The sequence below is a fragment of the Cribrihabitans marinus genome, from assembly GCF_900109035.1.
GTDB classification, from domain to species: domain Bacteria; phylum Pseudomonadota; class Alphaproteobacteria; order Rhodobacterales; family Rhodobacteraceae; genus Cribrihabitans; species Cribrihabitans marinus.
Genome location: NZ_FNYD01000010.1, coordinates 108,539 through 131,256 on the forward strand (window position 1 = coordinate 108,539; position 22,718 = coordinate 131,256).

The 22,718-nt window shown below is 62.9% G+C and carries 21 protein-coding genes; 16 read left to right on the forward strand and 5 right to left on the reverse strand.

All coding sequences use genetic code 11. From position 1 onward, the window contains the following. Positions 1-122: 122 nt before the first annotated feature. The 4 genes from BMX57_RS16345 to BMX57_RS16360 are packed head-to-tail and all read left to right on the forward strand — an operon-like array spanning position 123 to position 5,687. The gene (locus tag BMX57_RS16345) at positions 123-2,222 is read left to right on the forward strand and encodes a hydantoinase/oxoprolinase family protein (RefSeq protein ID WP_092369608.1); all 2,100 of its coding nucleotides are present in this window, start codon (positions 123-125) and stop codon (positions 2,220-2,222) included. Then, positions 2,219-3,868, forward strand: coding sequence for a hydantoinase B/oxoprolinase family protein (locus BMX57_RS16350; protein ID WP_092369611.1), 1,650 nt, complete (start codon positions 2,219-2,221; stop codon positions 3,866-3,868). Before BMX57_RS16345 ends, BMX57_RS16350 begins: the two co-directional genes overlap by 4 nt. Further along, positions 3,865-4,947: a pyridoxal phosphate-dependent aminotransferase gene (locus tag BMX57_RS16355; RefSeq protein ID WP_092369614.1), complete on the forward strand. Its 1,083-nt coding sequence runs from the start codon at positions 3,865-3,867 to the stop codon at positions 4,945-4,947. The genes BMX57_RS16350 and BMX57_RS16355 overlap by 4 nt, the downstream gene beginning before the upstream one ends. Continuing rightward, the gene (locus BMX57_RS16360; protein WP_092369617.1) at positions 4,944-5,687 is read left to right on the forward strand and encodes a maleate cis-trans isomerase family protein; all 744 of its coding nucleotides are present in this window, start codon (positions 4,944-4,946) and stop codon (positions 5,685-5,687) included. Before BMX57_RS16355 ends, BMX57_RS16360 begins: the two co-directional genes overlap by 4 nt. A gap of 140 nt (positions 5,688-5,827) precedes the next feature. On the opposite strand, the gene BMX57_RS16365 is transcribed toward BMX57_RS16360, so the two are convergent. From BMX57_RS16365 to BMX57_RS16380, 4 genes are read right to left on the reverse strand one after another with little or no spacing between them, the layout of a single operon-like run. Then, positions 5,828-6,943, reverse strand: coding sequence for a Gfo/Idh/MocA family protein (locus BMX57_RS16365; RefSeq protein ID WP_092369620.1), 1,116 nt, complete (start codon positions 6,941-6,943; stop codon positions 5,828-5,830). 46 nt (positions 6,944-6,989) lie between these two features. Beyond that, positions 6,990-8,498 (reverse strand): sugar ABC transporter ATP-binding protein, encoded by a 1,509-nt coding sequence (locus BMX57_RS16370; RefSeq protein ID WP_308419745.1) that lies wholly within the window; start codon positions 8,496-8,498, stop codon positions 6,990-6,992. Next, positions 8,495-9,469 (reverse strand): ABC transporter permease, encoded by a 975-nt coding sequence (locus tag BMX57_RS16375; protein ID WP_092369625.1) that lies wholly within the window; start codon positions 9,467-9,469, stop codon positions 8,495-8,497. The genes BMX57_RS16370 and BMX57_RS16375 overlap by 4 nt, the downstream gene beginning before the upstream one ends. Then, positions 9,466-10,419, reverse strand: a complete 954-nt coding sequence (locus tag BMX57_RS16380; RefSeq protein ID WP_092369628.1) for an ABC transporter permease — start codon at positions 10,417-10,419, stop codon at positions 9,466-9,468. The genes BMX57_RS16375 and BMX57_RS16380 overlap by 4 nt, the downstream gene beginning before the upstream one ends. Positions 10,420-10,683: 264 nt before the next feature. Between BMX57_RS16380 and BMX57_RS16385 the strand changes: the two genes are divergently transcribed. Further along, on the forward strand, positions 10,684-11,673 hold the full coding sequence (locus BMX57_RS16385) for a sugar ABC transporter substrate-binding protein (protein WP_092369631.1): 990 nt from the start codon (positions 10,684-10,686) through the stop codon (positions 11,671-11,673). Positions 11,674-11,728: 55 nt separating this feature from the next. On the opposite strand, the gene BMX57_RS16390 is transcribed toward BMX57_RS16385, so the two are convergent. Continuing rightward, on the reverse strand, positions 11,729-13,432 hold the full coding sequence (locus tag BMX57_RS16390; protein ID WP_092369634.1) for an extracellular solute-binding protein: 1,704 nt from the start codon (positions 13,430-13,432) through the stop codon (positions 11,729-11,731). A 160-nt stretch (positions 13,433-13,592) separates the two neighbouring features. On the opposite strand from BMX57_RS16390, the gene BMX57_RS16395 reads away from it, so the two are divergent. The 11 genes from BMX57_RS16395 to BMX57_RS16445 all read left to right on the forward strand — a co-directional run bounded on the left by BMX57_RS16395 (position 13,593) and on the right by BMX57_RS16445 (position 22,573). After that, positions 13,593-15,194, forward strand: a complete 1,602-nt coding sequence (locus tag BMX57_RS16395) for a GMC family oxidoreductase (RefSeq protein ID WP_092369637.1) — start codon at positions 13,593-13,595, stop codon at positions 15,192-15,194. After that, a complete protein-coding gene (gene iolG, locus BMX57_RS16400; protein WP_229724272.1) occupies positions 15,194-16,201 on the forward strand; it encodes an inositol 2-dehydrogenase in 1,008 nt (335 codons plus the stop codon). Before BMX57_RS16395 ends, iolG begins: the two co-directional genes overlap by 1 nt. A 420-nt stretch (positions 16,202-16,621) precedes the next feature. After that, the gene (locus BMX57_RS16405; RefSeq protein WP_092369643.1) at positions 16,622-18,262 is read left to right on the forward strand and encodes an ABC transporter substrate-binding protein; all 1,641 of its coding nucleotides are present in this window, start codon (positions 16,622-16,624) and stop codon (positions 18,260-18,262) included. A gap of 156 nt (positions 18,263-18,418) precedes the next feature. Continuing rightward, the gene (locus BMX57_RS16410) at positions 18,419-18,739 is read left to right on the forward strand and encodes an ArsR/SmtB family transcription factor (RefSeq protein WP_092369645.1); all 321 of its coding nucleotides are present in this window, start codon (positions 18,419-18,421) and stop codon (positions 18,737-18,739) included. Next, the gene (locus tag BMX57_RS16415) at positions 18,736-19,176 is read left to right on the forward strand and encodes an SRPBCC family protein (RefSeq protein WP_092369648.1); all 441 of its coding nucleotides are present in this window, start codon (positions 18,736-18,738) and stop codon (positions 19,174-19,176) included. The genes BMX57_RS16410 and BMX57_RS16415 overlap by 4 nt, the downstream gene beginning before the upstream one ends. Before the next feature lie 27 nt (positions 19,177-19,203). Next, positions 19,204-19,518, forward strand: a complete 315-nt coding sequence (locus BMX57_RS16420) for a YciI family protein (protein ID WP_092369651.1) — start codon at positions 19,204-19,206, stop codon at positions 19,516-19,518. 107 nt (positions 19,519-19,625) lie between these two features. After that, on the forward strand, positions 19,626-19,841 hold the full coding sequence (locus tag BMX57_RS16425) for a hypothetical protein (protein ID WP_092369654.1): 216 nt from the start codon (positions 19,626-19,628) through the stop codon (positions 19,839-19,841). 60 nt (positions 19,842-19,901) lie between these two features. Then, positions 19,902-20,387: a GNAT family protein gene (locus tag BMX57_RS16430; RefSeq protein WP_092369762.1), complete on the forward strand. Its 486-nt coding sequence runs from the start codon at positions 19,902-19,904 to the stop codon at positions 20,385-20,387. A gap of 598 nt (positions 20,388-20,985) precedes the next feature. Further along, positions 20,986-21,444: a PepSY domain-containing protein gene (locus BMX57_RS16435; RefSeq protein ID WP_177175483.1), complete on the forward strand. Its 459-nt coding sequence runs from the start codon at positions 20,986-20,988 to the stop codon at positions 21,442-21,444. Then, positions 21,444-22,028, forward strand: a complete 585-nt coding sequence (locus BMX57_RS16440) for a cytochrome b/b6 domain-containing protein (RefSeq protein WP_092369660.1) — start codon at positions 21,444-21,446, stop codon at positions 22,026-22,028. The genes BMX57_RS16435 and BMX57_RS16440 overlap by 1 nt, the downstream gene beginning before the upstream one ends. 11 nt (positions 22,029-22,039) lie before the next feature. Next, complete coding sequence (locus tag BMX57_RS16445; protein WP_229724274.1) at positions 22,040-22,573, forward strand: helix-turn-helix transcriptional regulator; 534 nt, start codon at positions 22,040-22,042, stop codon at positions 22,571-22,573. The last annotated feature ends 145 nt before the right edge of the window (positions 22,574-22,718 follow it).

A 22,718-nucleotide genomic window follows, 5' to 3' on the forward strand; every position in this document is an offset into this window, starting at 1 on the left:
CTGGGACGCCGGGCAACCGGCTGCGACCTCGTGGTGTAACCCGGGACCGAGTGTTTGCCGTTTTCGGCACGTGTCGATCCGCCTGTGCGCATTACCCGACTATCCCCTTTCGGTTGGCTATCATGAACATCGAGAACGGACTCCGCCTTGCCGTCGATATCGGTGGAACCTTCACGGATTCCGTTCTTGCCGACGTGCAAGGCCGGATCATTGCCAGTACGAAGACCCCCACCACCCCCGAAAATCCAGCGCTGGGGGCGCTGGAAGGGGCCCGGCGGGTGATGTCCCAGGCCGACGCCGACTGGTCGAAGGTCATGAGTTTCATCCACGGCACCACGCTGGCCACAAACGCCCTCATCGAACGACGCGGTGCGGTCGTGGCCACTGTGACCACCGAAGGCTTCCGTGACATTCTCGAAATCGCCAATGAGCGCCGCTACAGCCCCTATGACATCAACCTGGTCAAGCCCGACCTGATCGTTCCCAGGTCGCGCGCCTTCACGATCGGCGGGCGCATGAATGCCGGGGGGCATGTCCTGCGGCCACTGGACGAAGCGTCGGTCAGCCGGCTGGCGGATCAGATCACGGCCTGCAACGCCGGCGCGGTGGCAATCTGCCTGCTGCACGCCTATGCGGACGCGACCCATGAACTGAGGCTGCGCGAGCTTCTGAAGGCGCTACTGCCGGATCTGGTGATCTCGCTGTCGCATGAGGTCAGTCCAGAGGCCCGCGAGTTCGACCGGCTCTCGACCACCATCGCCAACGCCTACATTCAGCCGCTGATTGCGGGTTACCTGGGCGAATTCCAGACGCGGTTCGCACGCGAAGGTCTGACATGTCCGATCCTGATGATGACTGCGGGTGGCGGCATGAGCACGATGGAAACCGCGGCACGTCTGCCGATCCGGCTGGTGGAGTCCGGCCCGGCGGGCGGTGCCATTCTTGCCGCGCGCGTCGCGGCCGAAACAGGCGCGCGCGAGGTTCTGAGTTTTGACATGGGCGGCACAACCGCCAAGCTGTGCCTGATCGACGATTTCCGCCCGCAGACCGCGCGCAAGTTCGAGATCGCGCGGGCGGCACGGTTCATCAGGGGATCGGGCATGCCGGTGCGCATCCCGGTGATCGAGATGATCGAGATCGGTGCCGGGGGCGGCTCGATCGCGCATGTCGACCGGCTTGGCCGTCTGCAGGTCGGGCCGGAGAGTGCGGGGTCCATGCCGGGTCCCGCTGCCTTTGCCAGGGGCGGTGCGGACCCCACCGTAACAGATGCCGACGTCGTGCAGGGCCTGATCGAGCCCGGCCGCTTTGCGGAAGGCCGGCTTGCGATCGACGTGGATGCCGCGAAATCCGCGTTGGAGCGTGTTGTCGGCGCGGCATTGGAGCTTGGTGCCGCCCGGGCCGCGCATGGGATCAGCGAAATCGTCGACGGGAACATGGCAAATGCCGGCCGGATGCACGCCGTGGAATCGGGCAAGGATCTGGGCACGCGTCTGATGATCGCCTTCGGCGGAAACGGTCCCTTGCACGCGACCCGGGTGGCGCGGCGCGCAGGGATCGAGCGGATCCTGATCCCCCGGGATCCGGGCGTGGGATCTGCCGTGGGGTTCCTGCATGCGCCGGTCTCTTACGAGATCGTCCGCACGCGCTATGTTACCGTCAACGCGTTCGACCTTGATGGGCTCAACGCCTTCTTCAAGGAGATGACCGCCGAGGCGCGGGCAGTGGTGCGCGCAGGCGCGCCGGAAGCGGCATTGAAACAACGCCGCCTGGCCTTCATGCGCTATCGCGGGCAGGGCCATGAAGTCGAAGTCGCTCTCCCCGACCGCACATTGAAAGAAAGCGACATCCCCGACCTGCGCCGCAGCTTCGAAAAGGAATACAGCCGCCAGTTCAGCCGCACCGTTCCGGACATGCCGATCGAGATACTGAACTGGTCGCTGCAGGTCTCGACCGAGCCGCGCAAACCCGAACGGTATCCCGCGCCGACCTCGAAGCGGCAGGTGCGCCCCACCGGTCGCCGATCCATCCTGTGCGACGTCACAGGCGAATGGTGCGAGGCGGATGTTCATGACCGCGCGATGCTCAGACCCGGAGACTTCCTGAATGGTCCGGCCCTGATCATCGAGCCCCAGACGACCACATTCGTCAGCGCGGATTTCTCGGCACATCTGGATAGCGCCGGCAATATCTGGCTGGTTCGAAACCCGGAGGAAAAACCGTGACAAACAGCAATACAAGACTGCAGGTCATGTGGAACCGGCTTCTGGCCGTGGTCGAGGAACAGGGCCAGGCCCTGATCCGTGCGGCGTTTTCACCCATCGTGCGCGAATGCGGCGACATCTCCGCCGGGATCTTCGACCTTCGCGGCCGCATGCTGGCGCAGGCGGTGACCGGCACCCCGGGCCATATCAACACGATGGCCGAGGCGGTGAAGACCCTGCGCGGTCGCTTCGACCTTCGGGACATGAGGCCCGGCGACATCTACATGACCAACGATCCGTGGATCGCCTCGGGGCATCTGAACGACTTCTTGCTGATGATGCCGGTGTTCTTTCGGGGGCGCGCGGTCGGTTTTACCTCCTGCACATCGCATCTGGTGGATCTGGGCGGCCTCGGCATGGGGCCGGAGGGATCGGACATCTACGACGAAGGCCTGCTGATCCCGCCCTGCAAGCTGGTGGATGGCGGAGAGCTGAACGCGCTCCTGATGGCGATCGTTAAGGCCAATTCGCGCGAACCCGTCGCCAATGAGGGCGACATCTATGCGCTCGTCGCCTGTTGCGAGACAGGGGCGAGGCGGCTGGCGGGCATGATGGAAGAGTTTGGCATAGAGCGTCTGGACGAGTTGGCGGATTTCATCATCGACACATCCTATCGCGGCACGGTGGAACGCATCGGCGACCTACCGAAGGGAACGCGGACGAACGTGTTGAAAGTGGATGGATACGAGCGCGGGATCGAACTGCATGCCGCGCTGACCATCGAGGACGATTGCATCCTTCTGGACTTCGACGGAACCTCCGGGCTTTCGGCCAAGGGTATCAATGTACCGCTCAACTACGCCACCGCGTATTCGGTCTTTGCGCTGCGCTGCATCATCGGCCCGGACATTCCCAACAATGCCGGATCGCTGGCGCCGTTCCGCGTTGTCGGCCCAAAGAACTGCATCCTCAATGCGCAGCCGCCTGCGCCCGTCGCCATGCGTCACACGCTGGGGCAGATGACACCCGATCTGGTCTATGGCTGCCTGTCACAGGTTCTGCCCGATCAGGTGCCCGCCGAGGGCGCATCTTGCATGTACGATCTGCCGTTGCGACACGTGCCTGAGGCGGTTGCGCGTGGCGATACGCAGTTCGCGCTGGAACTGGTGTTCAGCGGCGGCACCGGTGCGCGGCCCGGCCTGGACGGGTTGTCGGCCACCGCGTTTCCTTCGGGCGTCTGGGGAAGCCAGGTGGAAACCACCGAGGCAGTGGCACCGGTCCTGTTCGAAAGGCGGGAACTGAAACCCGACAGCGGCGGGGCAGGGAAGATGCGTGGCGGGCTCGGGCAGCATATCGAGCTGCGCTCCTCCACTGGCGAGGACTTCATGCTGTTTCTTTCCGTCGAGAGGGTCCTGAACCCGGCGCGCGGACGCAACGGCGGCCGTGAGGGCGCAGCCGGGCGCATCTGTATCGGTGATGACCGGCCGGACCTGCCCGGCAAGGGCGAAGTCAGGGTGAAGGCAGGTGAGACCCTGGTCTTCGAAACCCCGGGCGGTGGCGGATTCGGCGACCCTCGCGCGCGCAGCCGCCAGGATGTCGAGCGCGATCTGGAAGAGGAGTTGATCAGCGACGAAGTTGCCCGCGAAACTTATGGGTTCACCCGATGATCCGCGCCGTCGACCATATCGAAAAGATGTCACCCTATGCGCTGGCCGAGTTGAAGGCACCTGCGGGCAAGCGCGTCGTCTCGCTGTCACAGAACGAAGCCCTGCGCGCACCCAGCCCGCTTGCGATCGAGGCTGCCGCCAGTGCGCTGGCGGCCGGCCATCTGTATCCGGACCCGGACTGGTGGGCATTGCGCGTGGCCTTGGCGGAACGGCACGCGATCGCGGCGGCCGGAATCCTGTGCGGAAATGGCTCGATGGAGCTGATCGGCTGCCTGACCCGGGCCTTTGCGGATGAACAGGGTGCGGTGCTGGCCCCGGCCCATGCCTATCCGTTCTTCGAAACGGCAACCCGGCTGGCCCGCGCACGGTTCGACAGGGCGCCGGAGACAAGAGACGGCGTTTCGGTCGACGCCCTGCTCGACGCGGTGCGCCCGGACACGCGCATCGTCCTTGTGGCCAATCCCGGCAATCCCACCGGCACGCGCATTTCCCGCTCTGAGCTCTGCCGCTTGCGAAATGGTCTGCCAGGTCAGGTGTTGTTGGTGATCGACGAAGCCTATGGCGAATTTGCCGACCGCCTGGACGCGCCCATGTTCGACCTGATCGACGGCGGTGATACCGTCGTGTTGCGCACCTTCTCGAAGGCTTACGCGCTGGCGGGAATGCGGGTCGGCTGGGGCTACTTCCCGACAGCCATCGCCGATCAACTGCGCAAGGTGATGAACCCCAACAACGTCTCGGCGGCCGGGCAGGCCGCGGCCGCCGCGGCGCTGGTCGATCAGGGCTATATGCGCGAGACTTGCGCGCTGACCGGCCGGCTGCGGGACAGATTTGTCGACCGCCTGCGACTTGCCGGCTTCAACCTGACAGAGAGCTTCACCAACTTCGCCATTGTCAGGTTTGCCAGCATCGATGCGGCCCGGCGCGCCGATGGCGCCTTGCGGGCCGAAGGCGTGATCGCACGTGCCCAGGGCGGTGCGGGTCTGCCGGACTGCCTGCGCATCACTATTGGCGCGGCAGACACGCTCGACCTGGCGGCCGGGCTGCTGGAACACTGGGCCGAGGCGGAGAGGGCATGACGCAATCACGCGGGCAGGCACGGTTCGGAATTCTGGTGCCATTCACCAACACCAACCTCGAACCCGACATGGCGCTTCTGCGGCCTGATGGCGTGTCGCTGCATTTCGCCCGTGTCGCGGGCTACGATCAGGACGAGATCCCCGATGCCGAGCAAATGCACGGGTTGGGCGCCAGCGATCTGGATGAGCCTTTGCGCCTGTTACAGGCCGTGCGGCCGGACGTGATCCTCTATGGCTGCACCTCGGCCACGTTGACCCATGGTTTTGCCTTCGACCGTGATCTTGCCGGACGGATCAAGGCGGCCAGCGGGGCCGAGACCGTGACCGCGGCCGGCGCCCTGGTGCATGCCCTGGAAGTCCTGGGATTGCACCAAATCGGGTTCGCCTCGCCCTATGTGAGCACAATCAATGATCTGGCAATCGCGTTCCTGTCGGAAACCGGCATCAAGACCGTGGCACGGTCTGAAACAGGCAAAGTGCTGGACAACTACGGACAGGGCGAACTGGACCCGCAGGCGGTTTTCGAGCTGGGGCTTGCTGCCGATCATCCCGAGGCCCAGGCCGTTGTGTTGTCCTGCACCGACATGCGCAGCGTCGAGACCATCGCCCGGCTAGAGCGTGCCTTGGGCAAACCGGTGATCAGCTCGAACCAGGCGATGATGTTTCAGGCAATGCAATTGGCTGGCATCGGCGAAGCTCTTTCGGGATATGGCGAACTGCTTTCAGCGGAACGGTCATGACCGTCCAAAGCCCAGTCGTCGGTGCCAAAGACATTGCGGTGTCAGCACCGCCGCGCCCCGCAGGCTTTCAATATGCCTTGAGCCAACGACGCACCAATGGATTGATCCATCGAGTTTGGCCGATAGAAAAGGCGGAGCCTTCAGAGAGACACCCACTGTTCGGTCGCATGCGACTGCTGCATCGCCTCCACCGTGCGCTGGACCTCGAAAGCTTCCCGAAAATCCGGCTCACAGGCAGCGCCGCCTGCGTGGGCTTCGAGCAATTCGGCAACCTCGATCACCTTGAGGTCGTTGAAACCCAGCTGATGACCGGGGGCAGGGCAGAAGGCGCCATAGGGTGGATGAGCGGGGCCGGCCTCCAGTCTCGTGTAACCGCAACGCTCGGGTCCGCCGGACCATAGCAGGAGTTCGTTCATGCGTTCCTGGCTGAAGGCCAGCGCGCCCTTGGTTCCGGTGATTTCCCATGACAGGTCCATCGTGCGGGCGGTCGCCGCCCAGTTGGCCTCGAGACTGCCTGACACTCCGCATTCGAAGCGCACAAGCGCGTGGGTCATGTCGTCCACCTCGACGGGCGCACACTCGCGCGCGCCCAGGGCCGTGGGCCGGGTGGAATGGATGGTCCTGCAATCCGCCTGCACCTCGGCCATCGGACCCAGCAGGAAGCGCGCCATCGAAATGATGTGGCTGCCGATATCGGCCAGCGCGCCGCCGCCCCGAGGGTCCGTTCGGAAGGAGTGCGGCACATCCGGATCGGCCATGTAATTCTCGGCATGGCGTCCGCGAAACCCGGTGACCTCACCGATCTCGCCCGATGCGATGATCCCGCGCGCCAGCCGGATCATCGGGTTGCGCAGGAAATTGAACCCGACGAGTGTGACGATGCCCGCCGCCTCGGCGGCCTCGGTCATCTCAAGCGCGATGGCTGCCGTGGTCGCCAGCGGCTTTTCACAATAGACCGTCTTGCCGGCGTCAATCGCGGCATGGGCAATCGGTGCATGCAGCACGTTGGGCGCGGTGATCGCAACGATATCCACCGCGTCATCGGCGACCAGATCCTGCCAACTCCCGGTGCTGCGGGCAAATCCAAGCGCCTGCGCGGCCCTGGCCGCCAATTCATCACTGGCATCCGCGAGAACGGCCAGGCGCGGTTCGACCGGCACGTCGAAAAGCCCCGAGACCGCGCGGAACGCGTTCGCATGACACCGCCCCATGAAGCCCGACCCCACCAGTCCGATCCCGATCTCCGGCTTGGTCATGTTCCGTGTCTCCCGTTCCGTTTTCCGATCACGTCCTGTCTGACGATCAGGCCGCCGCCTCGCCCCGGTGATGCGACACCGCGTCGATCAGGTGCTCTTCGGTCAGCGCATCGCCCTCGAATTCAGCCACGACCGCGCCTTCGGACATGGCCAGCACGCGATGGCTGACGCCCAGCACCTCGGGCATTTCCGAGGATATCACGATCACCGCAAGCCCGCGTTCGGCCAGGTCAGCGATCAGTTCATGGATCGCCGATTTCGAGCCGACGTCGATCCCGCGCGTCGGCTCGTCCAGGATGATCAGCTTGGGATCGGCGCAGAGCCATTTCGCCAAAACGAATTTCTGCTGGTTGCCGCCCGAAAGCTGCGACACCGCCTGGTCCGGCCCGGTGGTCTTGATCGACAGGGCCGAGCGGTATTTCTCGAATACCGCCAATTCCCGCGGCTTGTTCATGATCGATACTTCCGAGAACAGCCGCAGATGCGGCAGCGAGGTGTTTTCGCGCCCGCCCATCATGAGCACGAGGCCCTGTTCCTTGCGGCTTTCCGGAACCAGCGCCATGCCCATGTCGATGGATTGCCGCGGCGTTGGAAGGTCGATCCGCCCTTCCTTCCAGAACAGCCGGCCAGCATCCGCCCTGCGCACGCCGAAGATGGTTTCAACCACCTCGGACCGTCCCGCACCAACAAGACCGTAAAGCCCAAGCACCTCGCCTTCCTTCACCGAAAAGGACACATCGTCAAACAAGCCGGACTTGCTCAGCCCCTCGACGCGCAGCACCTCGGATCCGAACTCGGCCTTGGCCTTGACGAAATACGCGTCCAGCGTACGTCCGATCATCATGCGCGTCACCCGGTTCAAATCGGTGTCGCATGTGTCCACGGTGCCCTGCACCTGCCCGTCGCGCAGGACCGTGATCCTGTCGGTGATGTCGAAAATCTCGTCCATCTTATGCGAGATATAGACAATGCCCACGCCGCGCTCCTTCAATCCGCGAATGGTGTGAAAGAGCTGATCCTTCTCGGTGTCGGTCAGCGAGGCCGTGGGTTCGTCGAAGATCACAACATTGGCGCTGAAGGCCTCGGCGCGGGCGATCTCGACCATCTGCTGCATCGCGACCGAGAGCGTGCCGACCCGCACATCGGGGCCAAAGCCGCATCCCAGCGCGTCCAACGCCGCAGAGGCGTTGCGGCGCAATTCGCGCTTCTTCAACACGCCGAAGCGGTTGGTGGGCCAGGCGCCGAGATAGATGTTCTCGGCCACCGACAGCTCTGGCGAAAGCGACAATTCCTGGTGGATCAGCAGGATCCCCTTTTGCCGCGCATCCAGCGGACCCGCGACCTGCGTCGGCGCGCCCTGATAGACGATCTCGCCACCATCGGGCTTGTAGAGCCCGGCAAGCACCTTCATCAGGGTGGACTTCCCGGCGCCGTTTTCACCGACCAGCGCATGAACCTCTCCAGGCTGGATGTCAAAGCTGACATCGTCGAGCGCCTTGACGCCCGGGAATGTCTTGGTGATTCCCCGGACCTTGAGAATGGCGGCTTCCATCATGGCACCTCCCCGTGGTTCAGCAGCTTGTCCAGCACCAGGGCAAGCACGAGCACCGCGCCCATCACCATCAGTTCCACGTAGTTCGGGGTGTTCAGCAGGCGCAGGCCGTTGCGCAGCACCGCCAGCGTAAGCACACCGCCAATGGTCATCCACATGCTGCCGAAGCCGCCCTGCAACCGTGTTCCACCCAGAACCACGGCGATGATGGTCCAGAGCTCCCAGATCTTGCCGGCATTGGGCTCGGCGGTACCCAGGCGCATGGACAGCAGGATGCCACAGACCGCCGCCAACGTGCCGCAGATGGTGAAGTTGATGATCTTGTGGCGTCTGACGTTGATGCCCGCGTCATGGGCGGCCTCGATATTGTCGCCCACCGCATAGGTTTCGCGTCCGTGGCGGGTGCTCGACAACACCCATTGGAAGAGAACCGCCAGCGCGAAGAAGATGATCGCCGTCAGCGAGATGGGGCCGAGATAGATCTCGGGGATCTCGGTATAGCTGAAATCGGGCACCATCAGGGCGTTCTCGCCGGAATAGACGAATACCAGTCCGCGAATGCCGATCAGCCCGCCCAGCGTGACGATGAACGAGTGCATCCCGGACAGAGCGACCAATGTGCCGTTGAGAAATCCAAGCGCCGCGCCGGAGAGCAGCCCCAGGAAGACGGCGGGCCAGACGCCCATGTGGTCCTGCAAACCGATGGCCAGTGCCGAGGCCAGGGCAAGCACCGCGCCCACGGATAGGTCGATCTCGCCGTCGATCATCACCATTGTCATGCCGATGGCCAGGATCCCGATAAAGGCCGCCTGGGTCAGGATGTTGCCGAGATTGTTGACCGTCAGGAAATACGGGCTGGCCAGCGAGAACACGGTCACGGTCAGCGCAAGAAACACCCAGATGTGGTTTCTCAACAGCCAGGACACGACGCTTTGAAGTGGCGATCCAGCCCGGATATCTGTTGCCTGGCTCATGCGAGGATCCTCCCGCGCTTGGCGCCCAGATCGATCCAGACCGCGATGATGATGACGGCCCATGTGACGAGCCATTGCACGTAATAGGCGAACCCGAGAAGCAGCAGTCCGTTTTGGATGAAACCCAGCATGGAGATGCCGATCACCGTACGCCAGACGCTGCCCGAGCCCCCCAGGAGCGAGGTGCCGCCGAGGATGACGCCGGCCAGAACGGTGAGTTCATAGCCCTGGCCGATCGTGTTCTGCGCGCCCATGACCCGGCTGCCCATGATGATGGCGGCGACGCCCGTGGTGAATCCCGAGACGACATAGGTCCAGAACACCGTCCAGCGCGCGTCGATCCCGGAAAAGATGCTGGCCGTCTCGTTGCCACCGACACCATAGACACGGCGCCCGAAACTGGTGAATTGCAGGACCAGCCCCGCGACGACTGCACCGACCAGGAACAGGATCACCGGAACCGGTAGGCCAAGGAAATCTCCGCGCCCGAACACGGCGAACCAGGTCTCTTGCGCGTTTTGCACATTGACGTTTGATCCACCCGAATAGAACAGCACAAGTCCTTGTAAGAACGATAACATTGCCAGGGTGACAATCAGCGCGTTCAGCCCGACAAAGCCCACGAGCAGCCCGTTGAGCGCCCCCACCGCAAGACCTGCAGCAAGTGTCATGACGATGGCCGGGAACGGTCCCGCGATATTGTGCTGATCTACCACGATCACGGTGAGCAATGTCAGGAGCGAACCCACCGACAGGTCCAGCCGTCCGGTCAGCACGACGAATGTGACCCCCAGCGCCATCATGCCCGTGATCGAGACCTGGCGCAGCACATCCAGGATGTTGCCCGGGGTCAGAAAGGCCTCGGCATTCAGCGCGACGCCCGCCAGAAAAACCAGGAATGCCAGTACCAGCCCATGACGGCGCAGCACGCCATTCATCGTCTGTCTCATTAACAGATGTCCTCCCTGAAGCGACGATAGGCAGCGTGACTTCGCTTCAAAACTGCCGTTTCGTCCAAAATGAGTCTTTGTCGGGGCCAGCCCTGCGAACCCTTCTCCGGCCAGAGCCTAAGGCGCAAATCCCCGATCGTCAGATTTGGATATTTCAACGATTGAGCCTGCCCGTCTTCTGCCGAACAGTCTTGGGCAAGCACCCCGCACGCTGCCAACGGGGATTGCGACAAGGAGGAATGGCGGCGTTCAGAGGAGGAAAAAATGACGAATTTGACCAAGGCACTGGCCCTTGCGACCGCATTCACATGCGCGGCGAGTGTCGCAGCCGCGCAGGACGCGCCGGAATGGCTTGGCGGCGAACTCAAGAAACCACTGTCGGAGACCCGCATCGGCATCACCGTGCTCTATCCCGGCTCGAATGCCTATCAGGCGAAATACGCCGAAACGGCCGAGGCCTACACCAAGGAGCTGGGCATTCAGGCAACCGTGATGGACCCGCAGGGCGACCCAGCCGTTCAGTTCGACCAGATCCAGGACATGGCCTCGCAGAACCCCGATGCGCTGGTCGTGTGGCCGACTTCGCAGAACGCCCTCATCCCGGCCATTCGGAACGCGTCGCGCGCCGGCATCCCGGTGATCACCTCGAACTCGCCCATCGGCGAGGCCGGGCGACGCTATATCGTCGGCCACACCGGCCCCGATGACTGCGCTCAGGCCGAGCAAGCGGCGGAAATGCTGGGCGATGCTCTAGGCGGCGAAGGCAATATCGTGGTGGTCGAGGGTACGCCCGGTTACACCGTGTCGATCCTGCGCAAGAACTGCTTCCTCGACAAGATGGCCGACACCTATCCGGAGATCAAAATCCTGGCCAGCCAGACCGCGGAATGGAACCGTGAGAAGGCCCAGACCGTGATGGAGACTTTCCTGACCCAATTCGGTGACGAGATCGACGGGGTCTATGCCTTCGACGATGGTATGGGACTTGGCGTGATCAGCGCTCTGCAGGGGGCCGGCAAGGAGCCCGGTGAGGTCAAGGTCGTGACCTGCAACCAGTTCGGCGAGGGCTGGGACGCGATGAAAGCCGGTTGGCACTCGGGCTCGAACAAGCAATCGCCAGTCGATGATGCGATCCTCGCCATTCAAACGGCGATCAAGGTGGCCAACGGTATCGAGGTGCCGGAACTGCAGGGCATCGAAACGCCCAAGGTCCTGCCCGAGAACGTGGACGAGTTCGAGCGTCCTTCGTGGTAAGTCCAACAGCATGATGATCCGGGCCGCGCCCCCCGGCGCGGCCCGGATCAATGCTTCAATAATGCCCGCGTTCGCGCATGATGGCGTCGATCCGGTTCTGCGACCGGACCAGTGCCTCTTTCACGGACAGCGCCCCCTGCAACATCATGTGAATCTCGTCGCCCAGCACGCTCAGCAAATTGCTGAACTCGGGGATTGGCGGGCGCGGCCAGGTCTGAAGTTCGCCCCGGCGCTCCATCGCGTCGATCTCGCTGATCATCGACGAACTGGCCTGCACCTCTGGATCGGCGCTGGTCGAAAATCGAGGGCTGGTAAGGTTTCCGTTCAGCACATACCACTTGAGCATTTCCGGACGCGTCAGATACTCCATGACCTTCCAGGACGCCTTCTTGCGCTCGTCGCTGAGACCTGCGGGCACCGCAAGGGAAAACCCGCCGATCGGTGAAACCGTACACGCGCCCGGACCGTGCGGATGCGGCACAAAGCGCACATTGCCATGTGCCGGAGAGCTTTGGTCGAGCTCGAACGCCGCGGCACGGATGCTCCACCCGTATGTCATTGCCGCTTCGCCCCTGGAGAAAATGCCGATCCGCCGATCCCAGTTGCAGGTCAGGCTGTCCTTGTGGGAAAACTCTGCCAGTTCCAGCAGGAATTCCGCCGTGTCCCGCGCGGCATCACTGAGCAGTTGCGGGCGATAGTTCTCCTTCTCGATTTCAAAGACATTGAACTCGTCGCCCAGCGGATCGAGATTGATGATCGGCTGGCCAAAATCCGCAAGCGTCTGAACGAAGGTATGCGCCACGGGCGTGCCGCGTCCGAAATTCATCACGATCCCCGACAGGTTGAAGCCTGACCGGTGCAAAACCCGCGCCGCCAGAAGCAGGTCTTCGGTTGTTGTCGGGCAGGACAGGCCAGCCTCGGCAAACAGGTCCGATCGGCAGAAAAGCAATTCCGCCGTCGGTTGGATTGGCAGGCCGAACTGGATGTTGTTCCAGGTCGACCCCTTGTAGGCCGCGTTGTGGAAATCCGACGGGTTGTAGCGCTCTTCCCGCATGATCTCGTCCAGTGGCTCGATCACGCCCTCGGTGGCAAGCTGGCCGATCCAGGGCAGGTCCACCGCCATCAGATCATACCCCGAAACCTGGCGCTGGGCGTTGTTCATGATCTCGCCATGCAGTTCGTCCAGCGGCAGGTTGACGATCTCGATGTTGGTGCCGCAAAGCTCGTCCAGATTGGATGAAAACTCGCTCAAGGTCTTGAAGGTGGGATCGATGGGGCTGAGGATCCGAAAGGTCCGGTCCACCCCCACGCCGGCCCGCATTGCGCTGGGATAAGGCAGGGTGCGGGAGGCCATGTAGTAGCCGCCGAAATAGAAATCGCCCATTTCGCTGTCGCCGGTGGTGAACCCGAACGTGTTGCCCACCATCGCCTTGAGTTGCATCGCAAAGCTTTCGAACTCCGCGATCAGCTTGCGCGTCGGGTGCAGCGAAAAGGACTTTCCCGAGCGCGATTTCGGCCGTTTGTGCAGCAGGCCCTCGTCTATCAGTTCGGAGATCCTCCGCATGGCCGTTCCATACGGAACATCTGCGGCCATCGCGGCCGATGTCACCGTGAGAAGCTTACCCTCCAGATGCCGCCGCATTGCATAGGATACGATGTTCCAACGCGGATCGACCGTGGCCAGGCGTGTGCGCTTCTCGGATATCTCACGATTGGATTCCACGAAGTTCAGTATTCGCAGCAATTCCTCGCGCGTCATCTGACAGTCCCTGTCGTCCGGTTGGCCCTGTGGTTCCCTTTTTTCAGATCCATGTCTCCAAGCCAGCCGTGGTCTGTCCAAATCTGACATTTCGGTTGTTCTGCGACAAGGCACCGCCATGCGACCTTTCGCGGACAGGGTCTGCGGGGCGGAGGAGACGATGGCGCAACCGGAGTACGACTACATCGTGATCGGCGCGGGCTCCGCGGGATGCGCCGTGGCTGGCCGACTGGCCGAGGCCGGTCAATCGGTGTTGTTGCTGGAGGCGGGCGGAAAGGACCGGAACCCGTTCATTCACATTCCGCTCGGCTACTCGATGCTCTACGCCAATCCCAAGGTGAACTGGTGCTATGAAAGCGCACCCGAGCCGCATCTCAACAACCGCCGCCTGTTTCAGCCGCGCGGCAAGGTGCTGGGCGGCACCGGAGCGATCAATGGAATGATCTACATGCGCGGCCAGCCCGAGGATTTCGACGGCTGGGAAGCGGCAGGTTGCACTGGCTGGGGCTGGGACGGTGTGCTGCCCTGTTTCAAGTCCTGCGAAGACCAGGAACGTGGCGCTGACGAATATCATGGAACTGGCGGTCCTGTCGCGGTTTCGGACATCCGCACGGAGCATGTTCTCGGCGAAGCCTTCCATGCTGCCTCCGAGGCGCTGGGCGTGCCGCGCAACGACGACTTCAACGGGGCGCAGCAGGAAGGCACGGGCTATGTCCAGACCACCACAAGGAACGGCATGCGCTGGAGCACGGCGGCCGGCTATCTGCGAGGGGCGGCCAAGTCCAGGATCGACCTGAAGCTCGGCGCCATGGTCGAGCGCATCACGCTGGAAGGGCGTCGGGCCACCGGTGTGCGCTGGACGGAACGGCGCGGCGCGCATCGGGCTTCGGCACGGCGCGAGATCGTCCTGTGCGGGGGCACCTTCAATTCCCCGCAGCTTCTGCAGGTTTCCGGCATCGGTCCGGGTGCCCTCCTGCGCGCGCATGGGATTGACGTGCTACACGATCTGCCGGGCGTTGGCGAGAACCTGCAGGACCATTTCGGCATCGGGGCCGAATACCGCTCGACCGTACACTCGACGGTCAACGATCTTTATAACAACAAGCTCAAGGGCGGAGTGCAACTCCTGCGCCACCTGGTGCTGCGCACCGGTCCCTTTGCCGACAACGGCAATTATTCCAACACCTTCATCCGTTCCGGTCCCGGGGTTGACCGACCCGACATGATGGTGACCTTCATGGCCTGGTGCACGGATGAGCAGCTCAGGCCGCGCCCGTTTTCGGGCTTCACCATCCTGGCCGAACACATGCGGCCAAACTCCCGCGGCCATGTCCGGATAACCGGCCCGGACCCGACCATGCAACCGGAGATCCAGTTCAATTTCTTCGCCGACGAGTCCGACCAGCGTGCCGCCATCGCCGGGCTGCAATTCGGTCGCAAGATCGCCGCCACGCCGCCGATGTCGGATTGCGTCGACTACGAGCTGGCACCCGGCAAGGACGTCCGGTCCGAATCCGAGCTGCTCGACTATTGCCGTGCCAATGGCCTGTCCCTGCTGCACCCGGTAGGCACTTGCAAGATGGGCATCGGCAAGGATGCCGTGGTCGATCCGCGCCTGCGGGTTCACGGGATCGTTGGGCTGCGCGTGGCCGATGCCTCGATCATGCCGCGCATCGTCACCGGCAACACCAACGCCGCCGCGATCATGATCGGCGAGAAGGCCGCCGTCCTGATCCTCGAAGACGCCTGGGAGACCGCGTGATGCCGACCCTCGGATTGGCCCTGATGGGCACCGGCCGCATGGCCCATGTCTATGGCCCCAAGATCAATGCCCATCCCGGATTGCGGCTCGAGGTAGTCTATAACCCCCGCATCGCGTCGGCCCAAAAGGCCGCCGAGGACTATGGCGGGCGTGCCTTGGATGATCTCGGCACCGTGCTTGCGGATCCAAGGGTCGATGCGGTGGTGATCGCCACGCCGACAGATACCCATGTCGACTATATCGAACAGGCCGCCCGTGCCGGAAAGCCGATCTATTGCGAAAAGCCGCTGGATCAGTCGCTCGAGCGGGTGGATCGGGCCATGGCGGCTCTGGACGCCCATCCGGTGCCGTTCATGCTGGGCTTCAACCGGCGTTTCGATCCGGACAATGCAGCGTTGCGCGATGCGGTGAGGAACGGCGAGGTCGGCCGCCTGAACATGCTGATGAGCTGGTCGCGCGAACCCAGCCCGCCACCCATCGACTACGTGCGCGGCTCGGGCGGCTATTTCGTCGATGCAACGATCCACGATATCGACCTGCTCTGCTGGATCGCCGGGGAACGTCCCGTCGAGGTGATGGCTGCCGGGTCCTGCATGTTCGATGACCGGATCGGCGCCGAAGGCGATTTCGACATGACGATGACCACGCTGAAGATGCCATCCGGTGCGCTGGCGCATATCAACAATTCGCGGGCCTGTGCCTATGGCTTCGACCAGCGGCTCGAGGCCTTTGGAGATGCCGGCATGGTTCAGACCGTGAACCATCGCGACGACAACCTTTTACACTGGGACAAGCGGCGAACCCGGGCTCTCGAGCGGCTCAAGCATTTCTTTCTCGAACGCTATGACCGGTCATTCTACAACGCACTCGACGAATTCCACCAGGCCGTCACATCCGGGCGGGCCCCCTCCGCCACCGCCGAAGACGGACGCGCCGCGCTGGCAATCGCGCTGGCCTGTGCGCAATCGGCAAAATCAGGGAATGCCGTGGGTCCGGATATTCGGTAGCCGGCTTGGGTCGAGAGACGCACAAATCGGGGTGGCCGTAATAGTGGGTCGTTTCAGTTGCCTGCCGCTTCTGCGTGACCGGGGCGTGATTGTACGTGCCGAGGCGTTTTCGCCGAATGTCAATTCGGCAGGCATTTGCCTGTGTCGATACCTTCTTCAACGCGCAGCGCGGCGTCACCTTCCGATCCAGGTTCCACCCAAACCGCGCCGATGCTCCAGGCGCGAGCGGTTCGACTCCGTGTGACGGCTCTTCTGATATGTGAGCTTGCATTTGGCGGCGATGTCGTTTTTGATTCAGCGTGTCGTTTTTGGACTATCAGTTCTGACTTCGATCAATGGGTGCGATGGGCGCGCTCTGAGCCGTTTCTGCTCCGACAGAGCATGCCGCTCCTGATTTTGACCAATACCTGAGAGAAGCACATGACCTTTTCCAAGAACGTCCACCCCGCCGCGCGGGCCTATGCCGATGAAGTGACCGAGGGTACGCTTTCGCGCCGTGAATTCCTGACGCGCGCGACCTCGCTGGGCGTCAGTTCTGCCGCGGCCTATGGGCTGCTGGGCCTGTCGCAGCCGGCCAGGGCCGCCGCACACGCGCAGTCGGGCGGCACATTGCGGATCGAATCCACAGTAAAGGCGTTGAAGGACCCGCGATCGTTTGACTGGCCGCAGATGTCGAACTTTACCCGAGGCTATCTGGAATACCTGGTGGAGTACCAGACCGACGGCAGTTTTGCGCCGATGCTGCTGGAAGGCTGGGAGGTCAGTGATGACGCAACCGAATACACGCTCAACGTCCGACCCGGTGTACGCTGGAACAACGGCGATAATTTCACCGCCGAGGACGTGGCCTTCAACATCGCGCGCTGGTGCGACAAGTCCGCCGAGGGCAACTCGATGGCCTCGCGCATGGCCTCGCTCATCGATGATGCGACCGGGCAGGCGCGGGACGGCGCGATCGCGGTCGTAGACGACACGACGCTGCGTCTGACACTGGGTCAACCCGACATAACCCTGATCGCGGGGTTCTCGGACTACCCGGCGGCCATCGTGCATCAAAGCTTTGACGGCGATCCGCTGGCCAACCCCATCGGCACCGGCCCTTATCTGCCGGGCGAGTTCGAAGTGGGCGAAAGGGCGGTTCTGGTGCGGAACGAAGACCACGACTGGTGGGGTGAAGGTGCCTATCTGGACCGGATCGAATACCTGGACTTCGGCACGGATCAGACGGCGATCGTGGCAGCGGTGGATGCCGACGAGGTGGACATGATCTACGAGTCGCTGGGCGAGTTCATCCTGTTGCTGGACGATATCGGTTGGACCAAATCCGAAGCGGTGACGGCCAACACGGTTGTCATCCGTCCCAATCAGGCCGCAGAGGTTGGCGGGATCAAGCCATATTCCGACGCCCGCGTGCGGCGGGCCCTGGCGATGGCGGTGGACAACAAGGTGCTGTTGGAACTCGGTTTTTCCGACAATGGACGGGTGGCCGAAAACCACCATGTCTCGCCGATCCACCCCGAATACGCGGAATTGCCGGCACCGGTGTTCGACCCTGCCGGTGCAAAGGCACTGATGGACGAGGCGGGACTGGCCGATTTCGAGCACGAGCTGATCTCGATCGACGACACCTGGCGCAAGAACACCACCGACGCCGCCGCGGCGATGTTGCGCGATGCCGGCATCAACGTGACGCGCAGCGTGCTGCCCGGGTCGACCTTCTGGAACGACTGGGCGAAATATCCCTTCTCGACCACCGATTGGGCGCAGCGGCCCCTGGGAGTGCAGGTTCTGGCGCTTGCCTACAGATCGGGCGAGCCCTGGAACGAAAGTGCCTTTGCCAATGCCGAATTCGACGCTTTGCTGGGTGAGGCGCTGGCCATTGCAGATGCGGACCAGAGGCGTTCCGTCATGGCCAAGTTGCAGAAGATCATGCAGGACGAAGGCGTGATCATTCAGCCCTACTGGCGGTCGATCTACCGCCACCACAAGGCGGAGGTGGTTGGCGCGGAGATGCATCCGACCTTCGAGATCCATGTACACAAGCTGGGCTGGGCCGCCTGACAAGTCGGGGCCGGTTCTGGCAAGGGAACCCTGCGGGGGGTCGGGCAGGGGCCCGGCCACCGTTTTGAGGTGAGCAGACGCAGCTGGGCAATTCACCTCGAAGCGAAAATCACGATCATTCTTTCCTTCATTTAACGAATCTGCTAAATGTTGTGAATGAGCCATGTGTCCTCGATATTCGCAGCCCTGAGCGATCCCTGCCGCCTGGAGATCATCGAAACCCTGATGCGCGAAGGGGAAACACCGGCAGGTGAGATCTGTGAAAGGTTCGACATTTCCGGCCCGGCGGTGTCGCGCCACCTGTCTGTCTTGCACACGGCGGGGCTTGTGAACCGAAAGGTTGCCGGCAAGCACCGGCTCTATTCCGTGCGACCCGAGGCGATACGGCAGGTGTCGGACTGGACGATGGATCACCGGGAATTCTGGGAGGCAAGCATGAACCGGATCGAAGCCGCCTTGCGGGAGGATGCCAGGTGACCGACGTCGTGCGTCTGGAACGAGTTCTGCCTGCCTCGGCACAGCGGGTGTTCGAAATGATCAGCCAGCCGCAAAACATGGTGCGATGGTGGGGGCATGACGGGATGATCGTGCCCGAGCATAACCTGGATTTCTCCAGACCCGGTCCCTGGTATTCGATCATGAAATCTCCGGATGGCACGCTGAGACAAGTGTCCGGCGAGGTCACGGAAGTCGATCCCCCGCGGCTCATCGCGTTTACCTGGGCCTGGCACGAAGGCGGCCCCGGGGGTCCGCGTGGTGCGGAAACGCATGTGACAATCGAGATCGACGAGGTCGATGACGACAGGGCCAGGATGGTGCTGTGCCACTATGACCTCGGCACCGACACGGCCCGTGCGGGTCACACCAAGGGCTGGCTGTCGATTTTCGAGAAACTTCAAAAGGGGCTGGCCTGACGCGGCCCGCAAACAGGAGGAGGAACTATGCCCAATTATGTATTCGCCTATCATGGCGGCGGAATGCCCGAGACACCCGAGGAGGGGCAGAAAGTGATGGCTGCCTGGCAGGCCTGGTACGGCGAGATGGGCGAGGCGCTCGTCGATGGCGGTGCGCCTGTCGGCATCTCGAAGACGGTCACCACATCTGGCATCGACGACAACGGCGGCTCGAATCCGCTTTCGGGATACACCGTCGTCAAGGCGGACACGATGGAGGCTGCGTGCGAGATGGCCAAGGGTTGCCCGATCCTCGACGGCGGCAAAGGCACGGTCGAAGTGGCACAAGTCCACGAGATGTAAGGCATTTGAAAAGCACTGGGCCAGCGCTCCCGCGCTGGCCTCATCATTGCCGCCGCAGCAGAGTTGGACGGCGCCTCATGAGCCTGCTCGTTCGCTAAGTCGCCCCGGTGTTCCGCTGTTTCGACATATTCGAGCGGATCGAGGATTTCGGGTTCTTCGACGGTCTCACAAGGGTTTCGGGCTGGCGCGCGGCGCTGGCGGCCCGCATGTCCGAACGCAATGCCGTCTCTCCCGACTATGGCGATCGTCCGGCCGAGTTTCTGCGCCGTCGCACTGGCGCATCGGATGGAGCCAACCTTCGTGAAGGAAAAGCATTCGGCTAGACACGGGATGCCCCTGCCATGTGCTACGATGTCGAACACTCTCACGAAGAAAGCAGGGGCATGACGCGGAACGACCCGCCGCAGATAGGTTTCGCGCGCCTGCCGGACATTCCGCCGGACATGCTGATCGCGCATATGTCCGACCCTCGCGTGGCCGAGCACTTGCCGCTGCTGAAGGACACCTGGAACCGCGACATTGCCGCCAGATTCGTCGCCGCCAAGGAAGAATGCTGGCGCCGCGACGGATTGGGGCATTGGGCAATCCTTGCCGACGGGCACTATGTGGGCTGGGGCGGGTTCCAGAAGGAAGGGGGCGAATGGGACTTCGGCCTCGTCCTGAAGCCGAGCGCGTTTGGGCTCGGCATGCGGATCGCCCGCAAGGCCATTGCCTTCGCCAAGTCCGATGCGCGCATTCCCTTCGTCACCTTTCTCTTGCCGCTCTCACGCCGGAGCCTCGCGGCGCTGGAACGGATGGGGGCGAGGTTTGTCGGTGAGTTCAAGTACGACGGCGAGACGTTCCTCAAGTACCGGCTGGAGACCAGGTGACACCTTGCTCGACGCGAAGCCGGCTGCAGAAGACGCACACCCGACTGCGGAGACCACCAACGGTTTCGGGCTCGGGGATCGCCGGCCACGATAGTTGCAGCGGCCTCCGAGGGTGCGGCGTTGCCGTTCCCGTCTCGAAGCGGGCGCTTGCATCGTGACCGTGGCCGGGCCAGGTCGATGGACGCGCTTTGCCAGGCGACCCCAACCGCGGGAAGAGATCGGAAATCCACCGAATTGCGGCAGCACGATCACAGCGCAAATGCTTGATCTGCCGCGGTACGCAGAGTTGCAAGTGATGTTGCAAAGCGCGCCGGGGACTGGACTGGGGGCGACTGATGGGGCGGACATCACGCATTTGAACTGGAATTGGGCCTTCAGCCGAAGCACGTCATCAAGGTCGGAAGCGGCCCTCGCTGTGCCAATGTCAGAACCTGGTGTCCGACATCCTTGACCCTCGGCATGACAGGCGGCTCTTGATAAGCCTGCGCTTATTTCACGATCCATAAGCAGACCTCCAATGGGGTCGGCATGGCTGTGCGGCCAAGTTCGTGTGGACGGCGACCATTCCGGTGCCGAACCACAGCCGAAGGAGACACTCATGAAACGTCATTTGATCATTCCCGCAACGCTCTCGACCCTGCTGGCAGGGGCGGCTTTCGCGGTCGAGCCCATGCCTGGGGCCAATCTGGGGACCAGCATCGAAGATATCTCGGCGGCCCTGTCCGAAGATGGCTACGAGTTGACGAAGTACGAACGTGAAGGCAACCGTATCGAGGTCTATGCCGTCAAAGGCGACGCCCGCTACGAGCTTTACGTGGATCCGACCTCGGGGGAGGTGACCCGGTTGGAAACGAAGGCCCGGCGCGGGCCGTCCCCGCTGCCCGGGTTCAGCGACGACCAGATCCGCGCGTCGCTGCAGGCCCTCGGCTATGAGGTGACCGGGTTCGAGCGCGAGCGTGGCAAAATCGAGGTCTATGCCACGAAGGACGGGCGCCGCTGGGAACTGAAGATCGATCCGCGGACCGGCGGCATCCTCAAAAGCGAAGCCGAGGACTGATGATGGCCGAGCAAGGTCATCGGCAGGGCGAGCGGGCCTGGGACCCGCTCGTGCGCCTGACCCACTGGACGATCGCGCTTGCGATCGTCCTCAATGGGTTCCTGGTCGACGGTGATGCGTTGACCCATATCTGGATTGGCTACACGGCGGCTGGCCTGCTGGCGCTGAGACTTCTTTGGGGTCTGATCGGCCCGGAAAATGCACGTTTCTCGTCGTTCCCGATCAGCCTGTCGGCCGCGTCGCGCCACATCGCCGGTCTGACGCGGGGCGAACACAAGGAACATCGTTCCCACAATCCGTTGGGGGCGCTGATGGTCTACGCACTTTGGGCCATGCTGCTGCTTGTCTCCGTCACCGGCGTGATGCTGGAAAGCGAGCCCTTTCCCGAGCATGAGGGCGAGTACAGCCAGCACGACGAAGACGACGATGAGGACCAAGGCGCGGAGATCATCGAAGAACTGCACGAGGTTTCCGCCAACCTCCTTCTCCTGCTTGCCGCCCTGCATGTGGGTGGCGTCGTGCTCGAGTCCCGCCTGTCCGGTCGCAATCTGGTTCGCCCGATGATATTCGGAGACAAATCCTGAAAGGCGCGCCCTTGAACGACACGGCCACAACGCGACGGATCAAGACAGACAAGCGCAGGGCGAGTGCGCTTGCCGTGGTTCTGGTCGTACAGGCGCTGGCGTCCGTCTTCTTCATAGCGGATGTGGGACGGGACCTGCGGTGGGGTGGCCTCAACCCGCATTCCGTGCTCGAAGCCGTCGTGGCCCTGGCGCTGGTCCTCGGGACCACCTTTGGCGCATTGCAGATGCGCCAGATCCTCAATCGTATCAAGCAGGCGGAGACGGCCATGTCGATCGCCTCCGGCGCGCTGTTCGATCTGATCGAGGCCCGCTTCCAGGAATGGGAACTGACCCCGGCCGAAGCCGAGGTTGCCCTGTTCACACTGAAGGGCCTTGATATCGCTGACATCGCGCAGGCGCGGGGGGCTGCTCAAGGAACTGTGCGGGCGCAAATGACCAAGGTCTATGCCAAGGCCAATGTCTCGGGTCGCGGGCAACTGACGTCGCTGTTCATCGAAGACTTGTTGGCGACTTCCGATGGTGGTGGCTCGCGGGAGGTGCCTTAGGAGCACGTGATTGAGGTGCCTCCAGTTTCCCGGACACCCGCCTGGTTCGGTTTGAGCTGCCCGATTTCGAAAGGGGGGCGGGCCGTTTCGGTTTTCGATGAGGCGGGCATCGAGACGTTGGAGGCCAAACCCAAAGACAACGGAG

Excerpts from the sequence above, each read along its gene's own strand:
- BMX57_RS16345 (WP_092369608.1), top strand. The coding sequence starts at position 123 with ATGAACATCGAGAACGGACTCCGCCTTGCCGTCGATATCGGTGGAACC.
- BMX57_RS16355 (WP_092369614.1), top strand. The coding sequence starts at position 3,865 with ATGATCCGCGCCGTCGACCATATCGAAAAGATGTCACCCTATGCGCTG.
- BMX57_RS16360 (WP_092369617.1), top strand. The coding sequence starts at position 4,944 with ATGACGCAATCACGCGGGCAGGCACGGTTCGGAATTCTGGTGCCATTC.
- BMX57_RS16365 (WP_092369620.1), bottom strand. The coding sequence starts at position 6,943 with ATGACCAAGCCGGAGATCGGGATCGGACTGGTGGGGTCGGGCTTCATG.
- BMX57_RS16370 (WP_308419745.1), bottom strand. The coding sequence starts at position 8,498 with ATGATGGAAGCCGCCATTCTCAAGGTCCGGGGAATCACCAAGACATTC.
- BMX57_RS16375 (WP_092369625.1), bottom strand. The coding sequence starts at position 9,469 with ATGAGCCAGGCAACAGATATCCGGGCTGGATCGCCACTTCAAAGCGTC.
- BMX57_RS16380 (WP_092369628.1), bottom strand. The coding sequence starts at position 10,419 with ATGAGACAGACGATGAATGGCGTGCTGCGCCGTCATGGGCTGGTACTG.
- BMX57_RS16385 (WP_092369631.1), top strand. The coding sequence starts at position 10,684 with ATGACGAATTTGACCAAGGCACTGGCCCTTGCGACCGCATTCACATGC.
- BMX57_RS16390 (WP_092369634.1), bottom strand. The coding sequence starts at position 13,432 with ATGACGCGCGAGGAATTGCTGCGAATACTGAACTTCGTGGAATCCAAT.
- BMX57_RS16395 (WP_092369637.1), top strand. The coding sequence starts at position 13,593 with ATGGCGCAACCGGAGTACGACTACATCGTGATCGGCGCGGGCTCCGCG.
- iolG (WP_229724272.1), top strand. The coding sequence starts at position 15,194 with ATGCCGACCCTCGGATTGGCCCTGATGGGCACCGGCCGCATGGCCCAT.
- BMX57_RS16405 (WP_092369643.1), top strand. The coding sequence starts at position 16,622 with ATGACCTTTTCCAAGAACGTCCACCCCGCCGCGCGGGCCTATGCCGAT.
- BMX57_RS16410 (WP_092369645.1), top strand. The coding sequence starts at position 18,419 with ATGAGCCATGTGTCCTCGATATTCGCAGCCCTGAGCGATCCCTGCCGC.
- BMX57_RS16420 (WP_092369651.1), top strand. The coding sequence starts at position 19,204 with ATGCCCAATTATGTATTCGCCTATCATGGCGGCGGAATGCCCGAGACA.
- BMX57_RS16430 (WP_092369762.1), top strand. The coding sequence starts at position 19,902 with ATGACGCGGAACGACCCGCCGCAGATAGGTTTCGCGCGCCTGCCGGAC.
- BMX57_RS16435 (WP_177175483.1), top strand. The coding sequence starts at position 20,986 with ATGAAACGTCATTTGATCATTCCCGCAACGCTCTCGACCCTGCTGGCA.
- BMX57_RS16440 (WP_092369660.1), top strand. The coding sequence starts at position 21,444 with ATGATGGCCGAGCAAGGTCATCGGCAGGGCGAGCGGGCCTGGGACCCG.